The sequence below is a fragment of the Ruminococcus sp. YE282 genome (assembly GCA_900101355.1).
GTDB lineage: Bacteria > Bacillota > Clostridia > Oscillospirales > Acutalibacteraceae > Ruminococcoides > Ruminococcoides bromii_A.
The window spans coordinates 1-18,920 of record FMUV01000015.1 but is presented as its reverse complement, the minus strand read 5'-3'; the positions used below and the strand labels follow the sequence as shown (position 1 = coordinate 18,920).

Genomic DNA, 18,920 nt, shown 5'->3' with positions numbered 1-18,920 from the left:
CTACGGTAATAAATGCACAAGCAGAATCTTCTTTTAAGAGTTCAAAATATGTACAACGAAAGCCTTTTTATGATTTTTTCAAGCGTTTGTTTGACATAGTTTTCTCTTTAGTGGCAATAATTCTGCTTTCACCGCTGATTTTAATAATAAACATTGCGGTCAAAGCCACAAGCGAAGGACCTGTTATTTTTGCTCACAAGCGTGTGGGAAAGGGCGGAAAGACCATATCAATTTACAAATTCAGAAGTATGGTTGTAAATGCAGAAGAACTCATCAAAAAATTCACTCCGGAACAAAAAGCTGAGTTTGAAAAGAACTTCAAGCTTGACAATGACCCGAGAATTACAAAAATCGGTAATTTTCTGAGAAAGACAAGCCTTGACGAACTTCCGCAGCTTTTTAATATACTTAAAGGTGACATTTCAATTATCGGACCACGTCCTGTAACAGAAGCAGAAACGCAGATGTATGGAAACTATCGTGATATGTTTTTAAGCGTAAGACCGGGACTTACCGGATACTGGGCAGCCAGCGGCCGCAGTACAATAAGCTATAAAAGACGTATGGCTATGGAAATTTACTACATAAAAAACCGCTCTGTCGGTCTTGACATAAAAATATTTTTTAAAACTATAATTTCTGTCTTTAAGGGCGAGGGTGCAAAATAATCAAATGTCGGGAGGTACATATAATGAAAGCAGTAATTTTGGCAGGCGGATTTGGCACAAGAATTTCTGAGGAATCTCAATTTAAGCCAAAGCCAATGATTGAAATTGCGGAAATGCCGATTTTGTGGCATATTATGAAACTGTATTCTTATTATGGGTTTAATGAATTTGTAATCTGTGCAGGTTATAAACAACACGTAATAAAAGAATGGTTTGCCGATTATTTTCTTCACACTTCGGATGTAACCTTTGACTTTACACAGGACGATAAAATTATCGTTCACAACAAAAGAGCCGAGCAATGGAAAGTAACCGTTGTTGACACAGGTCTCAACACAATGACAGGCGGAAGACTCAAGCGTGTGCGTGAGTTTATCGGAAACGAGCCGTTTTTTATGACATACGGCGACGGCGTTTCTGACGTTAATATAAAAAAGCTGCTTGAATTTCATAAATCTCACGGAAAACTTGCCACTATGTCTGCGGTTAAACCTGACAGCAGATTTGGCGTTCTTGATTTGTCGGAAGACAGTATGGTTAATGCATTTCGAGAAAAGAGCAGCGTTGATTCGGGTTATATCAACGCAGGATTTATGGTGCTTGACCCCAAGGTTCTTGATTACGTTAAGGACGACACTATTATGTTTGAGCGTGAACCCATGGGACAGCTTGCCGCTGAAGGACAGCTTATGTGCTACAAACACGACGGATTCTGGCAGTGCATGGACACAATGCGTGATAAAGAAAGACTTGAAAAACTTTGGGCTGAGAAAAGAGCCCCGTGGAAAGTGTGGGCTGACTGATGCTTGAGTTTTATAAAGGAAAAAAAGTTTTTGTAACAGGACATACAGGTTTTAAAGGCAGTTGGCTTTGCAAAATTCTTGCGAACGCAGGCGCTCAGGTAACAGGATACTCGCTTAATCCGCCCACAAACCCAAGCTTGTTTGAAATTGCAGACATTGAAAAGGATATTAATTCCGTAATCGGTGATATACGGGATTTTGAGACTCTAAAAAAGGCTTTTGATGAAGCACAGCCTGAAATAGTGCTTCATTTGGCAGCACAGCCGATTGTTCGTGACAGTTATAAAGAACCGGCTTATACATATGAAACCAATGTTATGGGCACTGTAAACATTCTTGAATGTGTAAGACAAAACAGCTGTGTAAAATCATTTTTAAACGTAACTACCGATAAAGTATACGAAAACAAAGAATGGTGTTGGGGTTACAGAGAAGACGAACCGCTTGACGGATTCGACCCTTATTCCAATAGCAAAAGTTGCAGTGAACTTGTAACTCACAGCTACAAAAAGTCATTCTTTGCCGATGGAAATGTAGCCATATCAACTGCAAGAGCAGGCAACGTTATAGGTGGCGGAGATTTTGCAAACGACAGAATTATTCCGGACTGTGTGCGTGCTCTTGAAAGCGGAAACAACATTATAGTGAGAAATCCGTACTCAACAAGACCGTATCAACACGTTCTTGAGCCGTTATTTGCATATCTTATGATAGCAAAGGCTCAATATGAAAACATTGAAAAATCCGGTTACTATAACGTAGGTCCCGATGAATGTGACTGCGTAACAACCGGAGAACTTGTTGATATGTTTACAAAATATACCGACGGTAAAGTTAAGAGAATTGACAAGTCGGAAGAAAATGCCGTTCACGAAGCAAACTTTTTGAAGCTTGACTGTTCAAAGCTAAAGGCTGCTTTTGGCTGGACTCCGCATTGGCATGTTGATAATGCGGTTCAAAAAACCGTTGAATGGTCAAAAGTCTGGCTTGAAAACGGTGATGTACGCAAGTGTATGGATTCACAAATTGAAGACTTTTTAAACAGCAGGATATAATGGGGGTTAAAATGAATAAGGCGGTTGTCACAGGCGCAAACGGATTTGTCGGTTCGCATGTATGTAAAGAACTGGCGGACAGCAACACAAAAATTTACGCTGTAATCAAGGATGAAAACGAAAATATCGACAGTATAAAAGATTTACAGGGAATTTCAATTGTATACTGTGATTTAGACAACATAGAATCACTCTCAGAAAAAATAACAGATAATGACATTGACGTTTTTTATCATTTTGCATGGGTTGGTTCTGCAGGCAACCTGAGATGTGACGAAAACATTCAATTGAAAAATGCGCTTTGGACAGCGCAGGCTCTCAGAACAGCCGATAAAATGGGATGCAAAAAATTTGTAAATGCGGGTTCCATTATGGAAAAGGAAACTTATACCGCTGTTTACACACAAGGAAGCACTCCGGGACTTCCGTATATATACGGTGCGGGCAAGCTGATTGCTCACGCAATATGCAAACCGATTGCCAACAGCCTTAACATTGACTTATGCTGGGCTGTAATAACAAATGCTTATGGCGCAGGCGAATTTTCGCCAAGGTTTGTGAACACAACAATAAGAAAAATTATCGCAGGCGAGCCTTTGCAGTTTACTGCGGCAACTCAAAATTATGACTTCATCTATATTGATGACGTTGCAAAAGCGTTTGTTGCCATCGGTGAATACGGAAAGGCTAATAAAGAATACACAATCGGAAGCGGCAACGCTCGTCCGCTTAAGGAATTTATCATTGAAATGCAGCAATCCCTTGCGCCCGACGCTAAACCGATTTTCGGTGATGTACCCTTTACAGGTGTTAATATGCCGCTTGAAGCATTTGACACAACTGACATCCAAACCGACTGCCACTTTAAACCTTCAATTTCATTTGCAAAAGGCACAAAATTGACAATGGACTGGATTAAGACTGTGAATTAAGATTTGCAGGGCGGACATTGTTCGCCCTTTTCGCTGTTTATATGGAGGTAGAAACTATGATACAAAAATTTGAATTTTGCAAAACAGACTTTGAAGGAGCTTATCTTATCAAACCGTTTTGTGCAACAGACATAAGAGGCGCATTTATTAAGGACTATTCAAAAGAAGTTTTTGAAGCAAACGGTCTTGAACATAATCTTGCAGAAGTCTTTTACACAGTATCTCACAAGGGAGTTATTCGTGCACTTCACTTTCAGCGTGTTCACGAGCAGGCAAAGCTTGTAAGATGCGTTAAAGGAAAGGTATTTGACGTAATTGTTGACCTGCGTCCTGACTCCCCTACTTTCAAAAAATGGCAGGGCTTTTATTTATCAGAAGAAAATATGAATGAAATCTATGTTCCCGAACATTTTGCTCACGGATATTTGGTGCTTGAACCGTCAATAGTATCGTACAAGTGCGGAGAAAAATTCTACGGCGAATACGATGACGGTATTATGTTCAACGACCCCGACCTTGGTGTTGAGTGGCCGTTTGAAGAAATCGGCGGAATTGAAAATCTTATTCTTGCCGACAAGGATAAAAATCTGCAATCTTTTAAAGAGTATCAGGAAAAATATCTTAAATAATTAATATTCGGAGAATTAAATGAACGTAGTTTATTCAAGCTCAGACAGTTATGCGCCGATTGCCGGCGTTTCAATCTGCTCGTTACTAAAAAATAATACCGATGCTGATGAAATCAATATCTATATGATAGATAACAACATTTCAGCCGAAAATAAACAAAGATTTGAAAATCTTGCTAACGAATACAAAAGAAATATTATCTTTATTCCTCAACCTGATTTAAATAAGCAAGCAGGAGTTGACATTGAGGTTGGAAGATGGAACATAAGCACATTTTTCAGACTTTTCTTATGCACAATTTTGCCCGACGATATTGACCGATGCATATATCTTGACTGCGACACGGTAATCCGTCATTCACTCAAAGATTTGTGGGAACTTGACCTTGGAGATAAAATTGTAGCAGCAGTTGACGACTGCCGAAGCGATCGATACAAAACAGAACTCGGTCTGCCGACAGACAGCACCTATACCAATAACGGAGTTTTGCTGATAGACCTTGGCAGCTGGCGCAAAATGAACGTTGAAAAGGATTTTTTGGAATTTATAATTAAGCACAACGGTGATATAACGTACGTTGACCAGGGCGTACTTAACGGAGTGCTTGCAAAGCGCAACCTTGTTATGCCGATTCATACTAAGTATGATGCAATGACAATTTTCTTTGACTTCAACTTCAAGGACTTATTAAAAGTCAGAAGGCCCGAGCATCATCTGAGCGAACAGGAATATAACGAGGCTGTCGGCGACCCGTATATAATACACTACACCTCGTGCTTTATGTCAGGAACACGTCCATGGAACGAAAATAACAATCACCCCTTTAAGGATGATTATCTTAAATACAAATCTATTTCTCCCTGGAGAGATTTTCCGCAGTATCCGGACGACCGCAAAGGAAGCAAAAAAGCAATGACAAAGGTTTGCAACATTATGCCGAAAGGAATGATGATTGCAGGAATCTCGCTTGTTCACTCAAAATTGTACCCTATGGTGCGATCATTTAAAGGAAAAAGGCAGGGCTGAGAATGAAAATTTTGCTTGTAAATAAATACCACTATGTAAAGGGCGGAAGTGAGACATATCACTTTGGTCTTGCAAAACTACTTGAAGAACACGGTAACGAGGTCATTTATTTTGCAATGGAGGACGAAAAAAACTACGATTGTCCGCAATCCGAATACTTCTCCAAAAATGTTGATTTTAACAAGAGTATGTCTCCTGTCCAAAAATTAAGTGCAGGTTTTCACGCACTCTACTCATTTGACGCTAAAAGGAAAATCGAAAAACTTATTAAAGACGAAAAACCTGACATTGTACATATCAACCTTGTTCACCGTCATATTACGCTCTCAATACTCAATGCTATCCAAAAATTCAACATTCCCGTTGTGCTGACAGCACACGACTTAAACTGCGTTTGTCCGACACATACGATGCTCTGTAACGGAAAAGTCTGTGATCGCTGCGTGAGGGAGCACAGTTATAAACCGGCGATTGAACAAAAGTGCGTAAAAAATTCAACTATGCAAACATATCTTGCCGTAATTGAAGCCAAAAATTACGAGCGTATGCATATGTACGATAAGATAGATTTTTACATCTGTCCTTCCGATTTTTATCGCAGACAATTTGTTGAATCACATATAACCAAGAATCCGATTGTGCATTGGGTTAATTTTTTGCCGTCGGGAACACAGTATCACCTTTGCAAAGATATTGATGATTACTTCCTGTTCTTTGGCAGATTGTCAGTTGAAAAGGGAATTATGTCGCTTGTAAAAGCTTACCGAAAAGGTAATTTTAAAAACAAGCTCTACCTTGTAGGTGACGGTCCTCTGAGGGAAGAACTCGAAACTTATGTAAAAGAAAACAATCTGACCGATAAGGTCATTTTTACAGGATTTCAGCGTGGTGACGCATTAAAGAAATATGTTGAACGAGCAAAGTGCGTTATACTTCCGAGTGAATGGTATGAAAACGGGCCGTATTCAATTCTTGAGGCAATTGCGGTCGGCAAACCTGCAATCGTAAGCAATTACGGCGGACTTCCCGAAATCGTTGATGACGGGGTCACGGGGTTTATTTGTGAACCCAATAATCCCGACAGTCTCTGCGAGTGTCTTAAAAAAATGAACAACCTTTCAGATGATGAATACCGCAAAATGTCAGAGTCTGCACTTGAAAAAGCAAAAAACAACTGTTACTGTGAAAACTACTACGACAAACTTATGAAATGCTACAAAGAACTGATAAAAGCTAAAGGCGGTAAAAAAATATGATATTATTAAAAATATATTGGCGAACAAAAGCTGCAATTAAAAAGCTGTGCTTCAAGATTATGTTTGGCAAAAGATTTTCAGTGGGAAAGAATACAACCTTTCGCAAAAATTTCGGTCTATACCTTGAAAAAGGCGCATCAATTAAAATCGGAACCGATTGTTTCTTCAACCGTGGATGTTCCATAAACTGCCTTGAAAGTGTTGAAATCGGCGATCATACCATATTCGGAGAAAATGTTAAAATTTATGACCAGAATCATAAATTCAGAGACAGAAAAAAACTTATCCGTGAACAGGGATATTCAACAAGTCGTGTAAAAATCGGAAACAATTGCTGGATTTGTACCAACACAGTTATACTTAAGGGTGTTGAAATCGGAGATAACAGTGTTATCGGAGCAGGTTGCATTATCTATCGTGATATTCCCGCAAATTCCGTTGTAAAAAATAATGGCGGCATTACTGTTGAAAGCCTGGAATGATAATGAATAATAATACATTTACGTTCCCGAAATATACACAGTATTAAACTATGGCTCTGTTTTGCAGGCATATGCAATTCAAGCAAATTTGAATAGCTCGTTTTTGTAAAGCTGTGTGCCCTATCTTCCAACGAATACAAACAGATAGGTGAAAATGCCGTTTCCGCCGCAAAACGTGACTTAATCCGGAAGCATATATTGAAAAAACGATTCGGATTTATAAAGAAATACAAATTAAAGAAAGATTGATTTTATGAAAAAACTCGGAATTTGTGCCTGCTATCAGCATAAAAACTACGGAAGCCAGCTGCAAAGCTACGCTACAACGGTTGAACTTGCAAGAAGAAATATCGACTTTGAAATAATCAGATATAAGAAAAAAACAACTCCCCTTTTGCTTATAAAGTCACTTCCGCGCCTTTTGAACCCTATTTTTATAAATGACAGAATTATTGAAACCTCACAAAAAAAGATGATGCTAAAACTTCATCCACAACTTGCACAGGATAACGCAGTTCGTAACGCTGCGTTTGACAAATTTTCGCAAAGTAGGTTTAAAAAACTGTCACCGGTTTACTATGGTTATGAACAGTTAAAGGAACAATCAAAGAAATACACTGCTGTTATGGTTGGCAGCGACCAACTTTGGTCTCCTAGCGGAATAACCTCAAATTTTTATAATCTTATGTTCGCAGACAATAACACCGTTAAAATATCATACGCCACAAGTTTCGGCGTATCACAGATAAATCCAAGATACCACAAGATATACAATACATTTCTTAACAGACTTAACTTTATAAGCGTCCGCGAGAACAGCGGAAAAAAGATAGTTGAGGAACTCAGCTCAAATAAAGCGGAAGTGGTATGTGACCCTGTTATCTTGCTTGACGCAGAACAATGGCTTAAAGAAATACCAAACAAACGACTTTATGACGAACCTTACATATTTGCATATTTTCTTGGAAAAAGTGCCGAATATCGTGACGCTGTAACCAAATTTGCAAAGCAAAAGGGTTTAAAGATTGTAACTGAGCCTCATATGGACAGCTACAACAAGGCTGATGAAAACTTTGGCGACTATACACCGTTTGACATCGGTCCGGCAGAATTTGTAAATTTGATTCGCAATGCGGAATATGTATTTACCGACTCATTCCACGGCTCGGTATTCTCAATGCTGTATCAAAAACATTTCTTGGTATTCAACAGATATTCGGACAACTCGTCATCTTCCAAGAACTCTCGTATCGACAGCTTTTGCAAAAACTACGGACTCTCCGACAGAAGATATAACGGCAATATCGCCGATGTTGAAAATAAAATTAATTATGAGGACGTTCTTGGTAAAGTGGATGAGCACAGACAAAAATCCAAAGCATTTTTGGACAGGGCACTTGCTGACTTTTGCTGATGGAGGAAACTATGATTAACATTACCGACAATAACAAAAATGCCTGCTGCGGTTGTACGGCGTGTGCCTGCATATGTCCTAAACGTTGTATCACAATGCAGGAAGATAAAGAGGGATTTAAGTACCCTTCTGTTGACAAAGAAACTTGCATAAAATGCGGGCTTTGCGAAAAAGTTTGTCCGATTATTAACAACCAAACTAACGGCAAAGATATGCCGTACACTGCGTATATTGTTCGCAACAATGACCCTGAAATTGTGAAAAATAGTTCATCCGGCGGTGCCGTAACAGCTTTTTGCGAAGAAATACTAAATCAAAACGGTATTATATTCGGCGCAGCTTATGACAAAGATTTTAATGTATATCATTCTTCAGCAGAAACGGTGCAAGACCTTTCAAAATTCCGAACCTCAAAGTATGTGCAAAGTGACCTTGGAAACACATTTTCAGATATTAAAAAATGGCTTGACAGTGGAAGAATTGTTATGTTTTCCGGCACACCGTGCCAAGTTGAAGGATTAGTAAACTTTTTACGAAAACCGTATGACAATCTGTTTACTGTTGATTTGGTCTGTCATGGGGTTCCCTCTCCGTTCGTATGGAAAAAGTACAGGGAGTATATGGAATCAAAATTCAATTCAAAAATCACATATGCAAATTTCAGAGAAAAGACCTATGGATATCACAGCGCAAATTTGACACTTAGATTTGCTAACGGTAAAAGAAGCGTTGAAAACACTAACACTGATTATATGCTTAAAAGTTATTTTGACGGAATTTGTTCTCGTCCATCATGTTATTCCTGCCCGTCCAGGAGTGCAGGAAGGATTTCCGATTTAACGGTCTTTGACTGTTGGAATGTAACCCGCTATGTACCCTCAGTTCCTGATGATGACAAAGGCTATACGGCAGTAATAATTCAAAGCGAAAAAGGAAAAAAGCTTTTTGAAAGCATTTCAGACAAAATCACAAAATACGAAGCAGATGTAAATATGCTTTTACAGACAGACGGAAAAATGGCTTTGCAAAATCCGGAAATTCATCCCAAACGCAAAGAATACTTTGAAATGCTCAACAGCGGAATAACAATAGATAAAGTTGTTAAAAACACAATTCCGGTGAAAACCAGTCGAAAGATATTCGGTAAGTTCCGTGGCACTTTATACAAAACAGGCATTTTGAAATTGTTAAAAAGGCTAAAATAAATTCAAGGCAGGATATATATGGACAATGCTAAAATTTCAATTATCGTTCCGGTATACAATATTGAAAAATATCTCGAAAAATCAGTTGACAGCCTGATTAATCAAACTTACAAAAATCTTGAAATTATACTAATTGATGACGGTTCATCCGACAACAGCCCTCAAATTTGTGATGATTTTGCAAAAAAAGATAGTCGTATAAAGGTTATTCATCAAAAAAATAAAGGAGTATCTGCGGCAAGAAATGCCGGACTGGATGTTGCACAGGGCGATTATATAGGATTCTGTGACGGTGATGATATTCCGGACAAGGATATGTTTGAGTTTTTGCTTAATACAGCAAAAGAAGATAATGCCGACATTTCAATCTGTGAGGTACGCTTTGCATTTGAGGACGGCTCCATTCGCAATATTGCAACGGGCGAGCAAAAAATATGGGATAATAATGAAGACTTTCTTTGTGATCTTTTTAACGGCAGTGTTGGTATGAGCACGTATACCAAGCTGTTTAAATCCGAGATTTGCAAGGACGTTAAATATCCCGAAGACTGCAAAATAAACGAAGACAAGTATTTTTGCTTTCTTGCCGCATTAAATGCAAAAAGAATAAGTAGCAGAAGCGAAGCAAAATATACTTACTTTCGACATGCCGGCTCGTCCTCTATTACTGAATTTTCAGATAAATACTTTGACTGTATATATTTAGCAGATAAAATTCTTGAAAACATTAAGCAATCACACCCCAATATTACAGAAAACGCTTTATGTAATAAGCTTTCTACTGCCCTCAGAATATACAAGCTTATGTGTATGAGAAACGGACTCGACACATATAAAGACGAAGCAGATAAGTTAGTTGATTTCACGAAAGCCTTTGACAAAAAGATTGCAAAAAAATATCTTTCTAAAAAAGACTTTATACGCTTTTTTACACTAAGGACAAGCAGACCGCTCTTCTTCTTTATGATAAAATATTTTGATAAATACTAATTACGGTGATATTTTGTGAATAAACCAAATTTAAAAGACTTAACTTTGAAGAATATATGGCAAATTTTCCTTGTGGTCACGTTGCCGATAATATGTGTGACAGGTGTAAGTCCGATTCCTTACAGTATAAGACTGCCGTTAATTTATGCTACGGGTATATTATTTTTAGTAGTCTTTGTTTTTTGCGACATAAAAATTAGAATAAATACAGTAACTGTTACTTCATTTATTCTAATATCTTATATAGGCATATCCATTATTTATTCCTATGACCAGCAAGCAACAATTCAGCTTTTTCTTCTTTATGCCTGCTCCTTTACCCTGATATTCATTGATATGCCTAAATCTTATTTTCTGAAAATATTATCAATTTTTTACGTCATATGTGCAGTAATCGCTTTTTCGATTATAATCAGCGTCTTTGTTCAAAATTGTATGCTCAAATATTTTTGGTTTATCGTAAACCCGACACACTCGGCAGAAATATCAAGACTAATAGGAAAAGAACTTGCCATCGGAGCATATTCTGGATTTGCAAGAGAAAAGGCTGAAGCAGCTTATATAATGAACGTCGGAATAGCAATTTTGTTTGCAAAATATTTTTCTGACGGAAAACTTGCAAAAAAAGACTTATTTATGCTTTTGATTTTTCTTGTTGCCCTTATGCTGACAGGCAAAAGAACACTTTTTGTAATTGTCATTGCGGCATTTGCAGTTTTTATGCTACTGTCAAACTTAAAAGGCAAAACATTTAAAACAATGAGTGTTATCATAATTGCAATCTGCGCGCTGTTTGTAATTATGATGTTTATCCCTAAAGTAGCAACTATTTTTGAAAGATTCATGGATCAGGAAAACGTTGAATCTATGGGAGACAGAGAACCGCTGTGGAAATATATGACTATGATGATATCTGAATTTCCGATATTCGGTGCCGGAATGGGTTCGTACAACCAATACGCCTATGACCACGGATTAAGGGTCGGCAACAAAAAATGGTCATATAACGGTCACAACAGTTATATGCAAATATTTTCTGAGTTAGGAATTGTCGGAAGTATAATTTTCTTGTTATTTGTTATTGCGGCGCTTGTTTATACTGTTAATTCAATCAAAAAATTCCGCAATGACCGCAACGACAAATATATGTCTTACTTTTCGCTTTACATCCAGATAATGATGATTATTTATTCACTAACAGGAAATCCAGTATATACACGACAAATTTTATTTTTGTGGATGTTTTCAATCGGTATGGTTATGTATCTGAACAGAGCCTCCGAAAACAGTATGGACACAAATCGAAAAATACTAAATACGGAGGAACACATAATATGAAAAAGGTAGGCATAGTTACTTTTCATCAGGCATTGAGCTACGGAGCAAAATTACAGGCCTATGCATTACAAAAATTTTTAGAACAGAATGGCTTGGAAAACGATATTATTGACTACACATGTCATTTTATGTACACAAGACTTATCCGTCCTATAAGGGTCGGCAACAAACATAAGTTAAAGTCTTTTGTGCGTTCCCTGATTACAATGCGTCAGACAGGAATTGACAGAAAAAAATCCATTGAATTTCGAAAAAAATATATGAAGTTGAGCCGTCCGTTTGATGCCGACAATATAAAAGAAGCGTCAGACGAATATTCTGCCTTTATTGCAGGAAGCGACCAAGTGTGGAGTCCTACCTGTGTTGGTTTTGACCCGGTTTATTTCCTTGATTTTGCACAATCCAAACAAAAATACTCCTATGCAGCAAGCATTGCGGTAAAGGAGCTTCCGTCTGACAAGAAAGATGAATACAAACGGCTTTTGTCAGATTATCAGGCATTTTCCGTAAGAGAAGACAGTGCCGCCGCAATTATTAAGGAACTTTTGGGCAGAGATGCTGAGGTAAATATTGACCCCACGCTTTTGCTTACAGAACAGCAATGGGACGAAATAAGCAAGCCCGTTGTAAATGAACCGTACATATTTTTGTTTAATGTAAGAAAATCAATTCATCTTATTAATTACGCAAAACAACTCAGCCAAAAAACCGGATTGAAAATATATTATTTGCAAAAGGAAAGAATTCACAAAGTCAAAGGAGTAACATACCTTGACCCCGTTACTGCAAATGAATTTGTAGGTTTGATAAAAAATGCAGAATATGTTTGCACAAATTCTTTTCACGGAACAGCTTTTTCAATAATTTACAAAAAAAGATTCGCCGTTGAATTTGAAAATCAGGGCGGAAGAAACATACGCTCAGAAGAACTTATGAACAGTTTAGGAATAAAAAATCACGAAATCAAAAAAGATTTTTATCCCAATCCCGATGAATACGTTGACTGGGAACACATTGAAAAAGCACTTGCCGAACAGCGAGAAAAATCAAGAATGTATATCAAAATGATAAAAAAAGCTTGAAAAGGAAGTGCTTAAATAAATGTCTAAATCATCCGGCAAGCAAATGTCGATCAATATTATAGCAAGTATCGTTTCGTTTGCAGTAACAATCGGTATAAACTTTTTTCTTACTCCGTATCTTGTAAAAGAATTAGGCTCGGACGCATACGGTTTTATCGGACTTGCCAACAACTTTGTTCAGTACGGAACAATAATCACCATGGCTCTAAACTCAATTTCGGGCAGATTTATCTCTATTTCATATCATAAAGGAGAGGTTGACAAAGCCTCAAGAATATTCAGCTCGGTACTTGTTGCCGATTTATTTTTGGCAGCCGTAATACTGATTATCTCTGCCATACTTACAGGTTATCTTGACATATTCCTGAATATTCCCGATGAACTCATAACAACCGTAAAAATAACCTTTGGCATTACGTTCCTTACATTTGTAGTCAGCACTGTAACAGCAATTTTCACGACTGCGGCATTTGTCAAAAATAGACTTGACATTAACTCTGTCCGTGACATAATTTCTAATCTTTTGAAAGCTGCATTTGTTGTAATTTTATTTACACTATTTCCGGCACAGCTTTATTATGTTGCACTTGCTACCCTCGGAAGCGGACTGTTCCTGCTTTTTGCTAACATAACCGTAAAAAAGAAAATTCTTCCTGAGGTAAAGGTAGATATACGTACATTTGATATCAAAGTTGTAAAATCACTTTTGGCGTCGGGCGTTTGGCTGTCACTATCTCAGCTTTGCCACGTTCTTATGACCGGCTTTGACCTTTTGATATGTAATTTAACATTAGGCACGGGACTTATGGGTCTCCTATCCATTGCAAAAACAGTTCCAAACAGTATTGGTAATCTCACTGTTACTCTCGGTTCGGTATTTACACCTCATTTTACCATTCTTTATGCAAAACAAAAAATTAACGAGTTAGTTGAAGAAGCAAAGTTTACTACAAAGATTATGAGCTTCATACTCATTGTACCATTTGCAGGCTTTATTGCATTTGGCAACCAGTTCTACACACTTTGGCAGCCTACAAAATCTCCTGCGGAAATACAATTGATACAGATTATGTCTGTACTCACCTGCATTACTTTCTTGTGTGCAAGCCAGACACAGTCGCTTATGATGCTCAATACCGTATGCAACAAGCTTAAACTGCCCGTATTTGTAAATCTCGCAATCGGAGTTGGAAGTCTGGCAATTGTTTTGATTGCCGTAAATACAACTGATTTAGGCGTGTATTTTATAGCAGGTACAAGCTCCATCCTTATGGGTCTACGTTCTCTGATATTTGTTCCTATGTATGCCGCACATATTCTCGGGCGCAAAGTAACAACATTCTATCCCACTATTATCAGGGGATGGATTACATTTGCAATAATGTTGGTACTCTTCTTAATCGTAAATAACATATTTGCTCTCAACAGCTGGATTTCACTTCTTGCAGTATGTATAGGCGTCGGCATTATAGGATATATTATTTCACTTCCGCTCCTGTTCAAAAAAGACGAACTGCTTAAACTTAAAAATAAAGTTACTACAAAGCTTAAGAGAAGATAAACTATGAATAATATTAAAATTACTGTATTTACACCATCATATAATCGTGCTGCTACACTTCAGAGAGCGTACGAATGTTTAAAAAAACAAACTTTTAAAAATTTTGAATGGATTATTATTGATGACGGCAGCCACGACAATACAAAGGAAGTCGTTGAAAGCTTTAAAAAAGAAAATTCCTTTTTTGACATAATATACATTTATCAGGAAAATCAGGGAAAACACGTTGCAACCAACAATGCAGTTAAAATTTGCAGAGGAGAGTTTTTCATTACCCTTGACTCAGACGATGCCTGCACCAATGATGCACTGGAGACTTTTTTATCGGAATGGAATAAAATACCTGCCGATAAACAGTCGGAATATTATGGTATATCCTGCCGAACCTGTGATAAAAACGGTGTTATTAACGGCACCCCGATGAATGTTCCCTATATTGACAGTTGTGACCTTGATTTAAAATTCAAATATAAAATAACCGGAGAATTATGGGGAATGATTCGCACTGATGTTATGCGTGAATTTCCGTTTCCAATAGTTGCCGGATACCACTTTTATCCTGAAAGTATTATCTGGAATACTGTCGGAAGAAAATATAAATCCCGCTATATAAACAAGGCACTAAGATATTATATTAATGATCAGGAAAATGCCGTCACCAATGTAGGCAGAAAAAACGCAGCAAAAGAAAAGTATCCTATGCACCTTCATTATATAAACGACTGCTGGGATTATCGCAAATACAATCGCAAACGCTACCTTGAACATATTGTTGCCATAACCAGAGACGGAATGGCAAACAACTACACCCCTAAGGAAATCAGAAAAATGGTTAATCCGGGAATTCGGAGATTTCTTGTTACACTGTTAAGTCCCATGGGAATCATCCTTTACAAACGCTCATAAGGAGATATCATTATGAAAAAAGTTGGTATTATTACATTTCACCGTGCAAAAAATTACGGAGCTGTCCTTCAGGGATACGCACTGCAAAAAGCAGTTCAGTCTTTTGGAAACGATTGTGAAATTATTGACTATAAGTGTGAAAATATTGATAACAGCTACAAACCGTTTCAATTCAACGCAAGTGACCCAGTCAAGTCGATTATAAAATCAGTTATTATGTTTCGCAAAAGGTCAAAGCGCATTAAGAGCTTTTCAAGCTTTTATAACAATTATTTGAGAATCAGCCAAAAATCATATACCGACAGCGAAATTAAAGATTGCAAAAATAAATATGACATCTTTATTACAGGCAGTGACCAGGTTTGGGGACCGGGAAAAAAGGGCGTTGATCCGGATTCAGCCTATTTCCTTAAATTTGCCGATGACTATCAAAAATTCAGCTATGCAGCAAGCTTTGGCGTCTCTGACATCAGTGATGAAAAAATACCTGTTATGAAATCACTTATGGATGGTTTCCAAACGTTGTCTGTTCGAGAAGAAAGTGCCGTTAAAATTGTAAAAAAAATTACCGGCAAAGATGCGCTTTGCCATATTGACCCAACATTTTTGTGGCCAAGTGACGAATGGAAAAAAATTGCCGTTACAAAGATTAAGACACCTTATATACTTGTTTTTAATGTAAAGCCGGTAAAATCGTTACTTGATTTTGCCGAAAATCTTTCGAGGGCTAAAAATATCCCTGTAATTTATATTACAGACAATCCGCAAAAAAAGCACCAAGGATTTACATATGTCTCAGCACCGACTGTTGAGGAATTTCTCGGCTACTTTTTAAATGCGACCTACACGGTCACCAATTCTTTTCATGGGACAGCATTCTCTTTAATTTTTCACAAGAATCTTTTTGTAGAGTTTGAAACGGCAAGAGGATTTAACGATCGCGCCTGCAACCTGCTTACAAAGGTGGGAATTAACAGAGAAATTAAGAACGGAAAATCTGAAGAAACTGAGATTTTTTGGGATAAAGCGGAAGAAATTTTAAACATTGAACGCAATAATGCGTATGAATATCTTAAACAAATTACGGAGTAGATGGAACTATGGAAATTTTTGATTCAAAAAATAATTGCTGTGGCTGCAGTGCCTGCGAGCAAATTTGCCCAAAAAACGCTATTAAAATGAAACCTGACGATAGGGGCTTTTTGTATCCCGTAATAGACAATTCGCTTTGTGTTGAATGCGGTGCTTGCAAAAGAGTTTGTGCATTTCAAAATGGTTATGAAAAAAACAGAGCGCAAAAGGCGTATGCCATAAAACATAAGGATTTCAACACAAGAATGACAAGCAGAAGCGGCGGTGTATTTATTGCGATTTCTGACTTTATTCTTGAAAAAAACGGTTCTGTTTACGGAGCAGCCTTTGACGATGACTTTTCCGTATGTCACATTAGGACTACAAACAAATCTGAGCGCGACAGACTTAAAGGTTCAAAATATGTACAAAGTAATGTCAAGGATACATTTTCTAATGTTAAACAGGATCTCAAAAACGGTATGTATGTTCTTTTTTCAGGAACGGCCTGTCAAGTTGGCGGATTAAAGAACTACCTCAAAAATACAGATACCTCAAAGCTGTACACCTGCGACCTTGTTTGTCACGGTGTTCCAAGTCCAAAAATCTGGAAAGAATATCTGAACCATTGCGAAAAAAAATATAACGGCAAAGTTACCAATGCAAATTTTCGTGACAAAACACTTGGTTGGAATGCCCATAAAGAGGCCATATGGATTGACGGTAAAAAATACAATTCAAACGAATATGCTTATCTCTTTAATGATAATTATATTTCAAGACCGTCCTGCTTTAATTGTAAATTTACAAATCTTGACAGACCCGCAGACTTTACCCTTGCAGATTTTTGGGGCATAAACAACATTCTTCCTGAATTTAATGATAATAAAGGCGTTTCACTTTTGCTTGTTAATTCATCAAAGGGCGCCGAGGTGCTTGAAGCCTGTAAAAAGGATATTGAATGTTTTGAGTGTGACCTGCAAAAAAGCGCAAAACCTAATCCAAATCTGTATATGTCTTCTCAAAAACCAAAAGACGGAGATTATTTTTGGAACAATTATGAAAAATATGGTTTTGAAAAGGCTCTGAACAAATGCTATAAAAAAGTATTTTGGGTAAAACTAAAAATTAGAATACGTGAAAAATCTAACAAAGTAAAGCGTATATTCAAAAAATAATTTTCAATTTAAAACATATTGTAATCTCAGCAGTTGCAATAAATCAGAAAACGAATAATTAGTGCAAACAATCGGTGGTTCTTTACCACCGATTGTTTTTATGCATAAGAACATATTTTAAAAACTCAATCAAATTTAATGTTAATTACATTTAGTGAAATTCGGAGGTTAATATACCAATCTATTTTCATACTCATATCAAATAAGGCGGGAGCTTTCCAACCTTCGCTTGCCTAAATCTATCATTCATTTTTCTGGTTTACACCAAGTATTGACATTGAGTTATTTAGGCCCAATCTCTTCCCCCTTTAATTTTAATTTTTGAAGTGCTTTATTTTATCCCCTATTTCTTGAACTGATAAAAGAGGCGGCTGCATATTAATGCAACCGCCAATTGATTTTGCAACTATTTAATTATTTAATCTTTGCAATTGAAAGAACATTCTTTGATACATCATAAGTAAATTTGTATGTACCGCCTGTTGCTTTGAATGTTGCATACTTTGAGAACTTAGGATTAAGTGTGATTCCCTTTGTTGAATCTGTAACATTTAATCCGCCGCCGCAGATCTTACCAAAGTTGCTCATCTTAATCTGGTATGTTCCGGCCTTTACTTCCATAGTTGTTGAATATACATTCTCTGTTGAAGTCTTTTCAAATGCAGCTGTAAGGTCGCCTACCATTCCGCACTCTGCACCTGCAGGTACATAAGCAATTGTGAGCTTGTTTGCGTCTATATCATAGCTGAATGTATATGTACCGCCTGTTGCTTTAAGTGTTGATGCACTCTTCCACTTTGAGTTGTACTGTGCGCCCTTTGTCTTATCAACAAATGTATATCCGCAGCAATACTGAACGCCCTGGTTCATTACTCTGAAGTTATAAGAACCTGCTTCAAGTTCAACTGCTGCTGAATAGATGTTAGCATCCTTTGTTGCCTGGAGATCAAGGTTGATATCACCGAAGATCTGAGCAAGTGATGGAGCCTGATACTCGATAGTAAGCTTATTTGTTGATACATTGTACTTAAATGTATATGTACCGCCATTAGCTACGAGCTTTGTTGCTGACTTCCACTTTGTGCTGTATGCAACATTTGAAGTCTTATCTGTAAATGTTGAACCGTTGCAATATGTTGCACCGTTGTTGTTGATTCTGAATGTGTATGTACCGCTCTCAAGGCTTGTTGATGCGCTGTATACATCATCATTACCCTTAACGAGATCAAGGTTAATATCACCAAATACGCTTACGCCTGATGCAGGAGCTGTTGTCGGTTCTGTAGAAGGAGATACTGTTGTTGGCTCTGTTACAGGTGCTGT

Annotated in this window: 18 protein-coding genes; 17 read left to right on the top strand and 1 reads right to left on the bottom strand. The window is 37.4% G+C overall.

The genetic code is table 11. The features are described 5' to 3' along the window. Positions 1-8: 8 nt before the first annotated feature. From BLP46_RS06510 to BLP46_RS06430, 17 genes are all read left to right on the top strand, one after another. Positions 9-668, top strand: coding sequence for a sugar transferase (locus BLP46_RS06510; RefSeq protein ID WP_318259516.1), 660 nt, complete (start codon positions 9-11; stop codon positions 666-668). A 23-nt stretch (positions 669-691) separates the two neighbouring features. Continuing rightward, a complete protein-coding gene (gene rfbF, locus BLP46_RS06505; RefSeq protein WP_092977424.1) occupies positions 692-1,471 on the top strand; it encodes a glucose-1-phosphate cytidylyltransferase in 780 nt (259 codons plus the stop codon). Next, positions 1,471-2,526, top strand: coding sequence for a CDP-glucose 4,6-dehydratase (gene rfbG / locus BLP46_RS06500; RefSeq protein WP_092977422.1), 1,056 nt, complete (start codon positions 1,471-1,473; stop codon positions 2,524-2,526). The genes rfbF and rfbG overlap by 1 nt, the downstream gene beginning before the upstream one ends. Before the next feature lie 11 nt (positions 2,527-2,537). Then, positions 2,538-3,458: an NAD-dependent epimerase/dehydratase family protein gene (locus BLP46_RS06495; protein ID WP_092977492.1), complete on the top strand. Its 921-nt coding sequence runs from the start codon at positions 2,538-2,540 to the stop codon at positions 3,456-3,458. A gap of 56 nt (positions 3,459-3,514) precedes the next feature. Continuing rightward, complete coding sequence (gene rfbC, locus BLP46_RS06490; RefSeq protein WP_092977420.1) at positions 3,515-4,087, top strand: dTDP-4-dehydrorhamnose 3,5-epimerase; 573 nt, start codon at positions 3,515-3,517, stop codon at positions 4,085-4,087. A gap of 19 nt (positions 4,088-4,106) precedes the next feature. After that, complete coding sequence (locus BLP46_RS06485; protein ID WP_092977418.1) at positions 4,107-5,114, top strand: glycosyltransferase family 8 protein; 1,008 nt, start codon at positions 4,107-4,109, stop codon at positions 5,112-5,114. A 2-nt stretch (positions 5,115-5,116) separates the two neighbouring features. Then, positions 5,117-6,370: a glycosyltransferase family 4 protein gene (locus BLP46_RS06480; RefSeq protein WP_092977416.1), complete on the top strand. Its 1,254-nt coding sequence runs from the start codon at positions 5,117-5,119 to the stop codon at positions 6,368-6,370. Continuing rightward, positions 6,367-6,852, top strand: a complete 486-nt coding sequence (locus BLP46_RS06475) for an acyltransferase (protein WP_092977414.1) — start codon at positions 6,367-6,369, stop codon at positions 6,850-6,852. Before BLP46_RS06480 ends, BLP46_RS06475 begins: the two co-directional genes overlap by 4 nt. Before the next feature lie 253 nt (positions 6,853-7,105). Continuing rightward, positions 7,106-8,266 carry a polysaccharide pyruvyl transferase family protein gene (locus BLP46_RS06470; RefSeq protein ID WP_092977412.1) on the top strand — a complete coding sequence of 387 codons (1,161 nt, stop codon included), beginning with the start codon at positions 7,106-7,108 and terminating at the stop codon, positions 8,264-8,266. 11 nt (positions 8,267-8,277) lie between these two features. Next, positions 8,278-9,471 carry a Coenzyme F420 hydrogenase/dehydrogenase, beta subunit C-terminal domain gene (locus tag BLP46_RS06465; RefSeq protein WP_167669199.1) on the top strand — a complete coding sequence of 398 codons (1,194 nt, stop codon included), beginning with the start codon at positions 8,278-8,280 and terminating at the stop codon, positions 9,469-9,471. A gap of 18 nt (positions 9,472-9,489) precedes the next feature. Beyond that, the gene (locus BLP46_RS06460; protein WP_092977408.1) at positions 9,490-10,461 is read left to right on the top strand and encodes a glycosyltransferase family 2 protein; all 972 of its coding nucleotides are present in this window, start codon (positions 9,490-9,492) and stop codon (positions 10,459-10,461) included. A 15-nt stretch (positions 10,462-10,476) separates the two neighbouring features. Next, the gene (locus BLP46_RS06455) at positions 10,477-11,799 is read left to right on the top strand and encodes an O-antigen ligase family protein (protein ID WP_092977406.1); all 1,323 of its coding nucleotides are present in this window, start codon (positions 10,477-10,479) and stop codon (positions 11,797-11,799) included. Beyond that, positions 11,796-12,881: a polysaccharide pyruvyl transferase family protein gene (locus tag BLP46_RS06450; RefSeq protein ID WP_092977404.1), complete on the top strand. Its 1,086-nt coding sequence runs from the start codon at positions 11,796-11,798 to the stop codon at positions 12,879-12,881. Before BLP46_RS06455 ends, BLP46_RS06450 begins: the two co-directional genes overlap by 4 nt. Before the next feature lie 19 nt (positions 12,882-12,900). Beyond that, complete coding sequence (locus tag BLP46_RS06445) at positions 12,901-14,442, top strand: oligosaccharide flippase family protein (RefSeq protein ID WP_092977402.1); 1,542 nt, start codon at positions 12,901-12,903, stop codon at positions 14,440-14,442. A gap of 3 nt (positions 14,443-14,445) precedes the next feature. Beyond that, positions 14,446-15,348: a glycosyltransferase gene (locus BLP46_RS06440; protein ID WP_092977400.1), complete on the top strand. Its 903-nt coding sequence runs from the start codon at positions 14,446-14,448 to the stop codon at positions 15,346-15,348. 12 nt (positions 15,349-15,360) lie between these two features. After that, complete coding sequence (locus BLP46_RS06435) at positions 15,361-16,440, top strand: polysaccharide pyruvyl transferase family protein (protein ID WP_092977398.1); 1,080 nt, start codon at positions 15,361-15,363, stop codon at positions 16,438-16,440. 8 nt (positions 16,441-16,448) lie between these two features. Continuing rightward, on the top strand, positions 16,449-17,597 hold the full coding sequence (locus tag BLP46_RS06430) for a Coenzyme F420 hydrogenase/dehydrogenase, beta subunit C-terminal domain (protein ID WP_092977396.1): 1,149 nt from the start codon (positions 16,449-16,451) through the stop codon (positions 17,595-17,597). A gap of 414 nt (positions 17,598-18,011) precedes the next feature. On the opposite strand, the gene BLP46_RS13035 is transcribed toward BLP46_RS06430, so the two are convergent. After that, a partial coding sequence (locus BLP46_RS13035; RefSeq protein ID WP_167669198.1) for a hypothetical protein occupies positions 18,012-18,920 on the bottom strand: 909 nt, incomplete at its 5' end.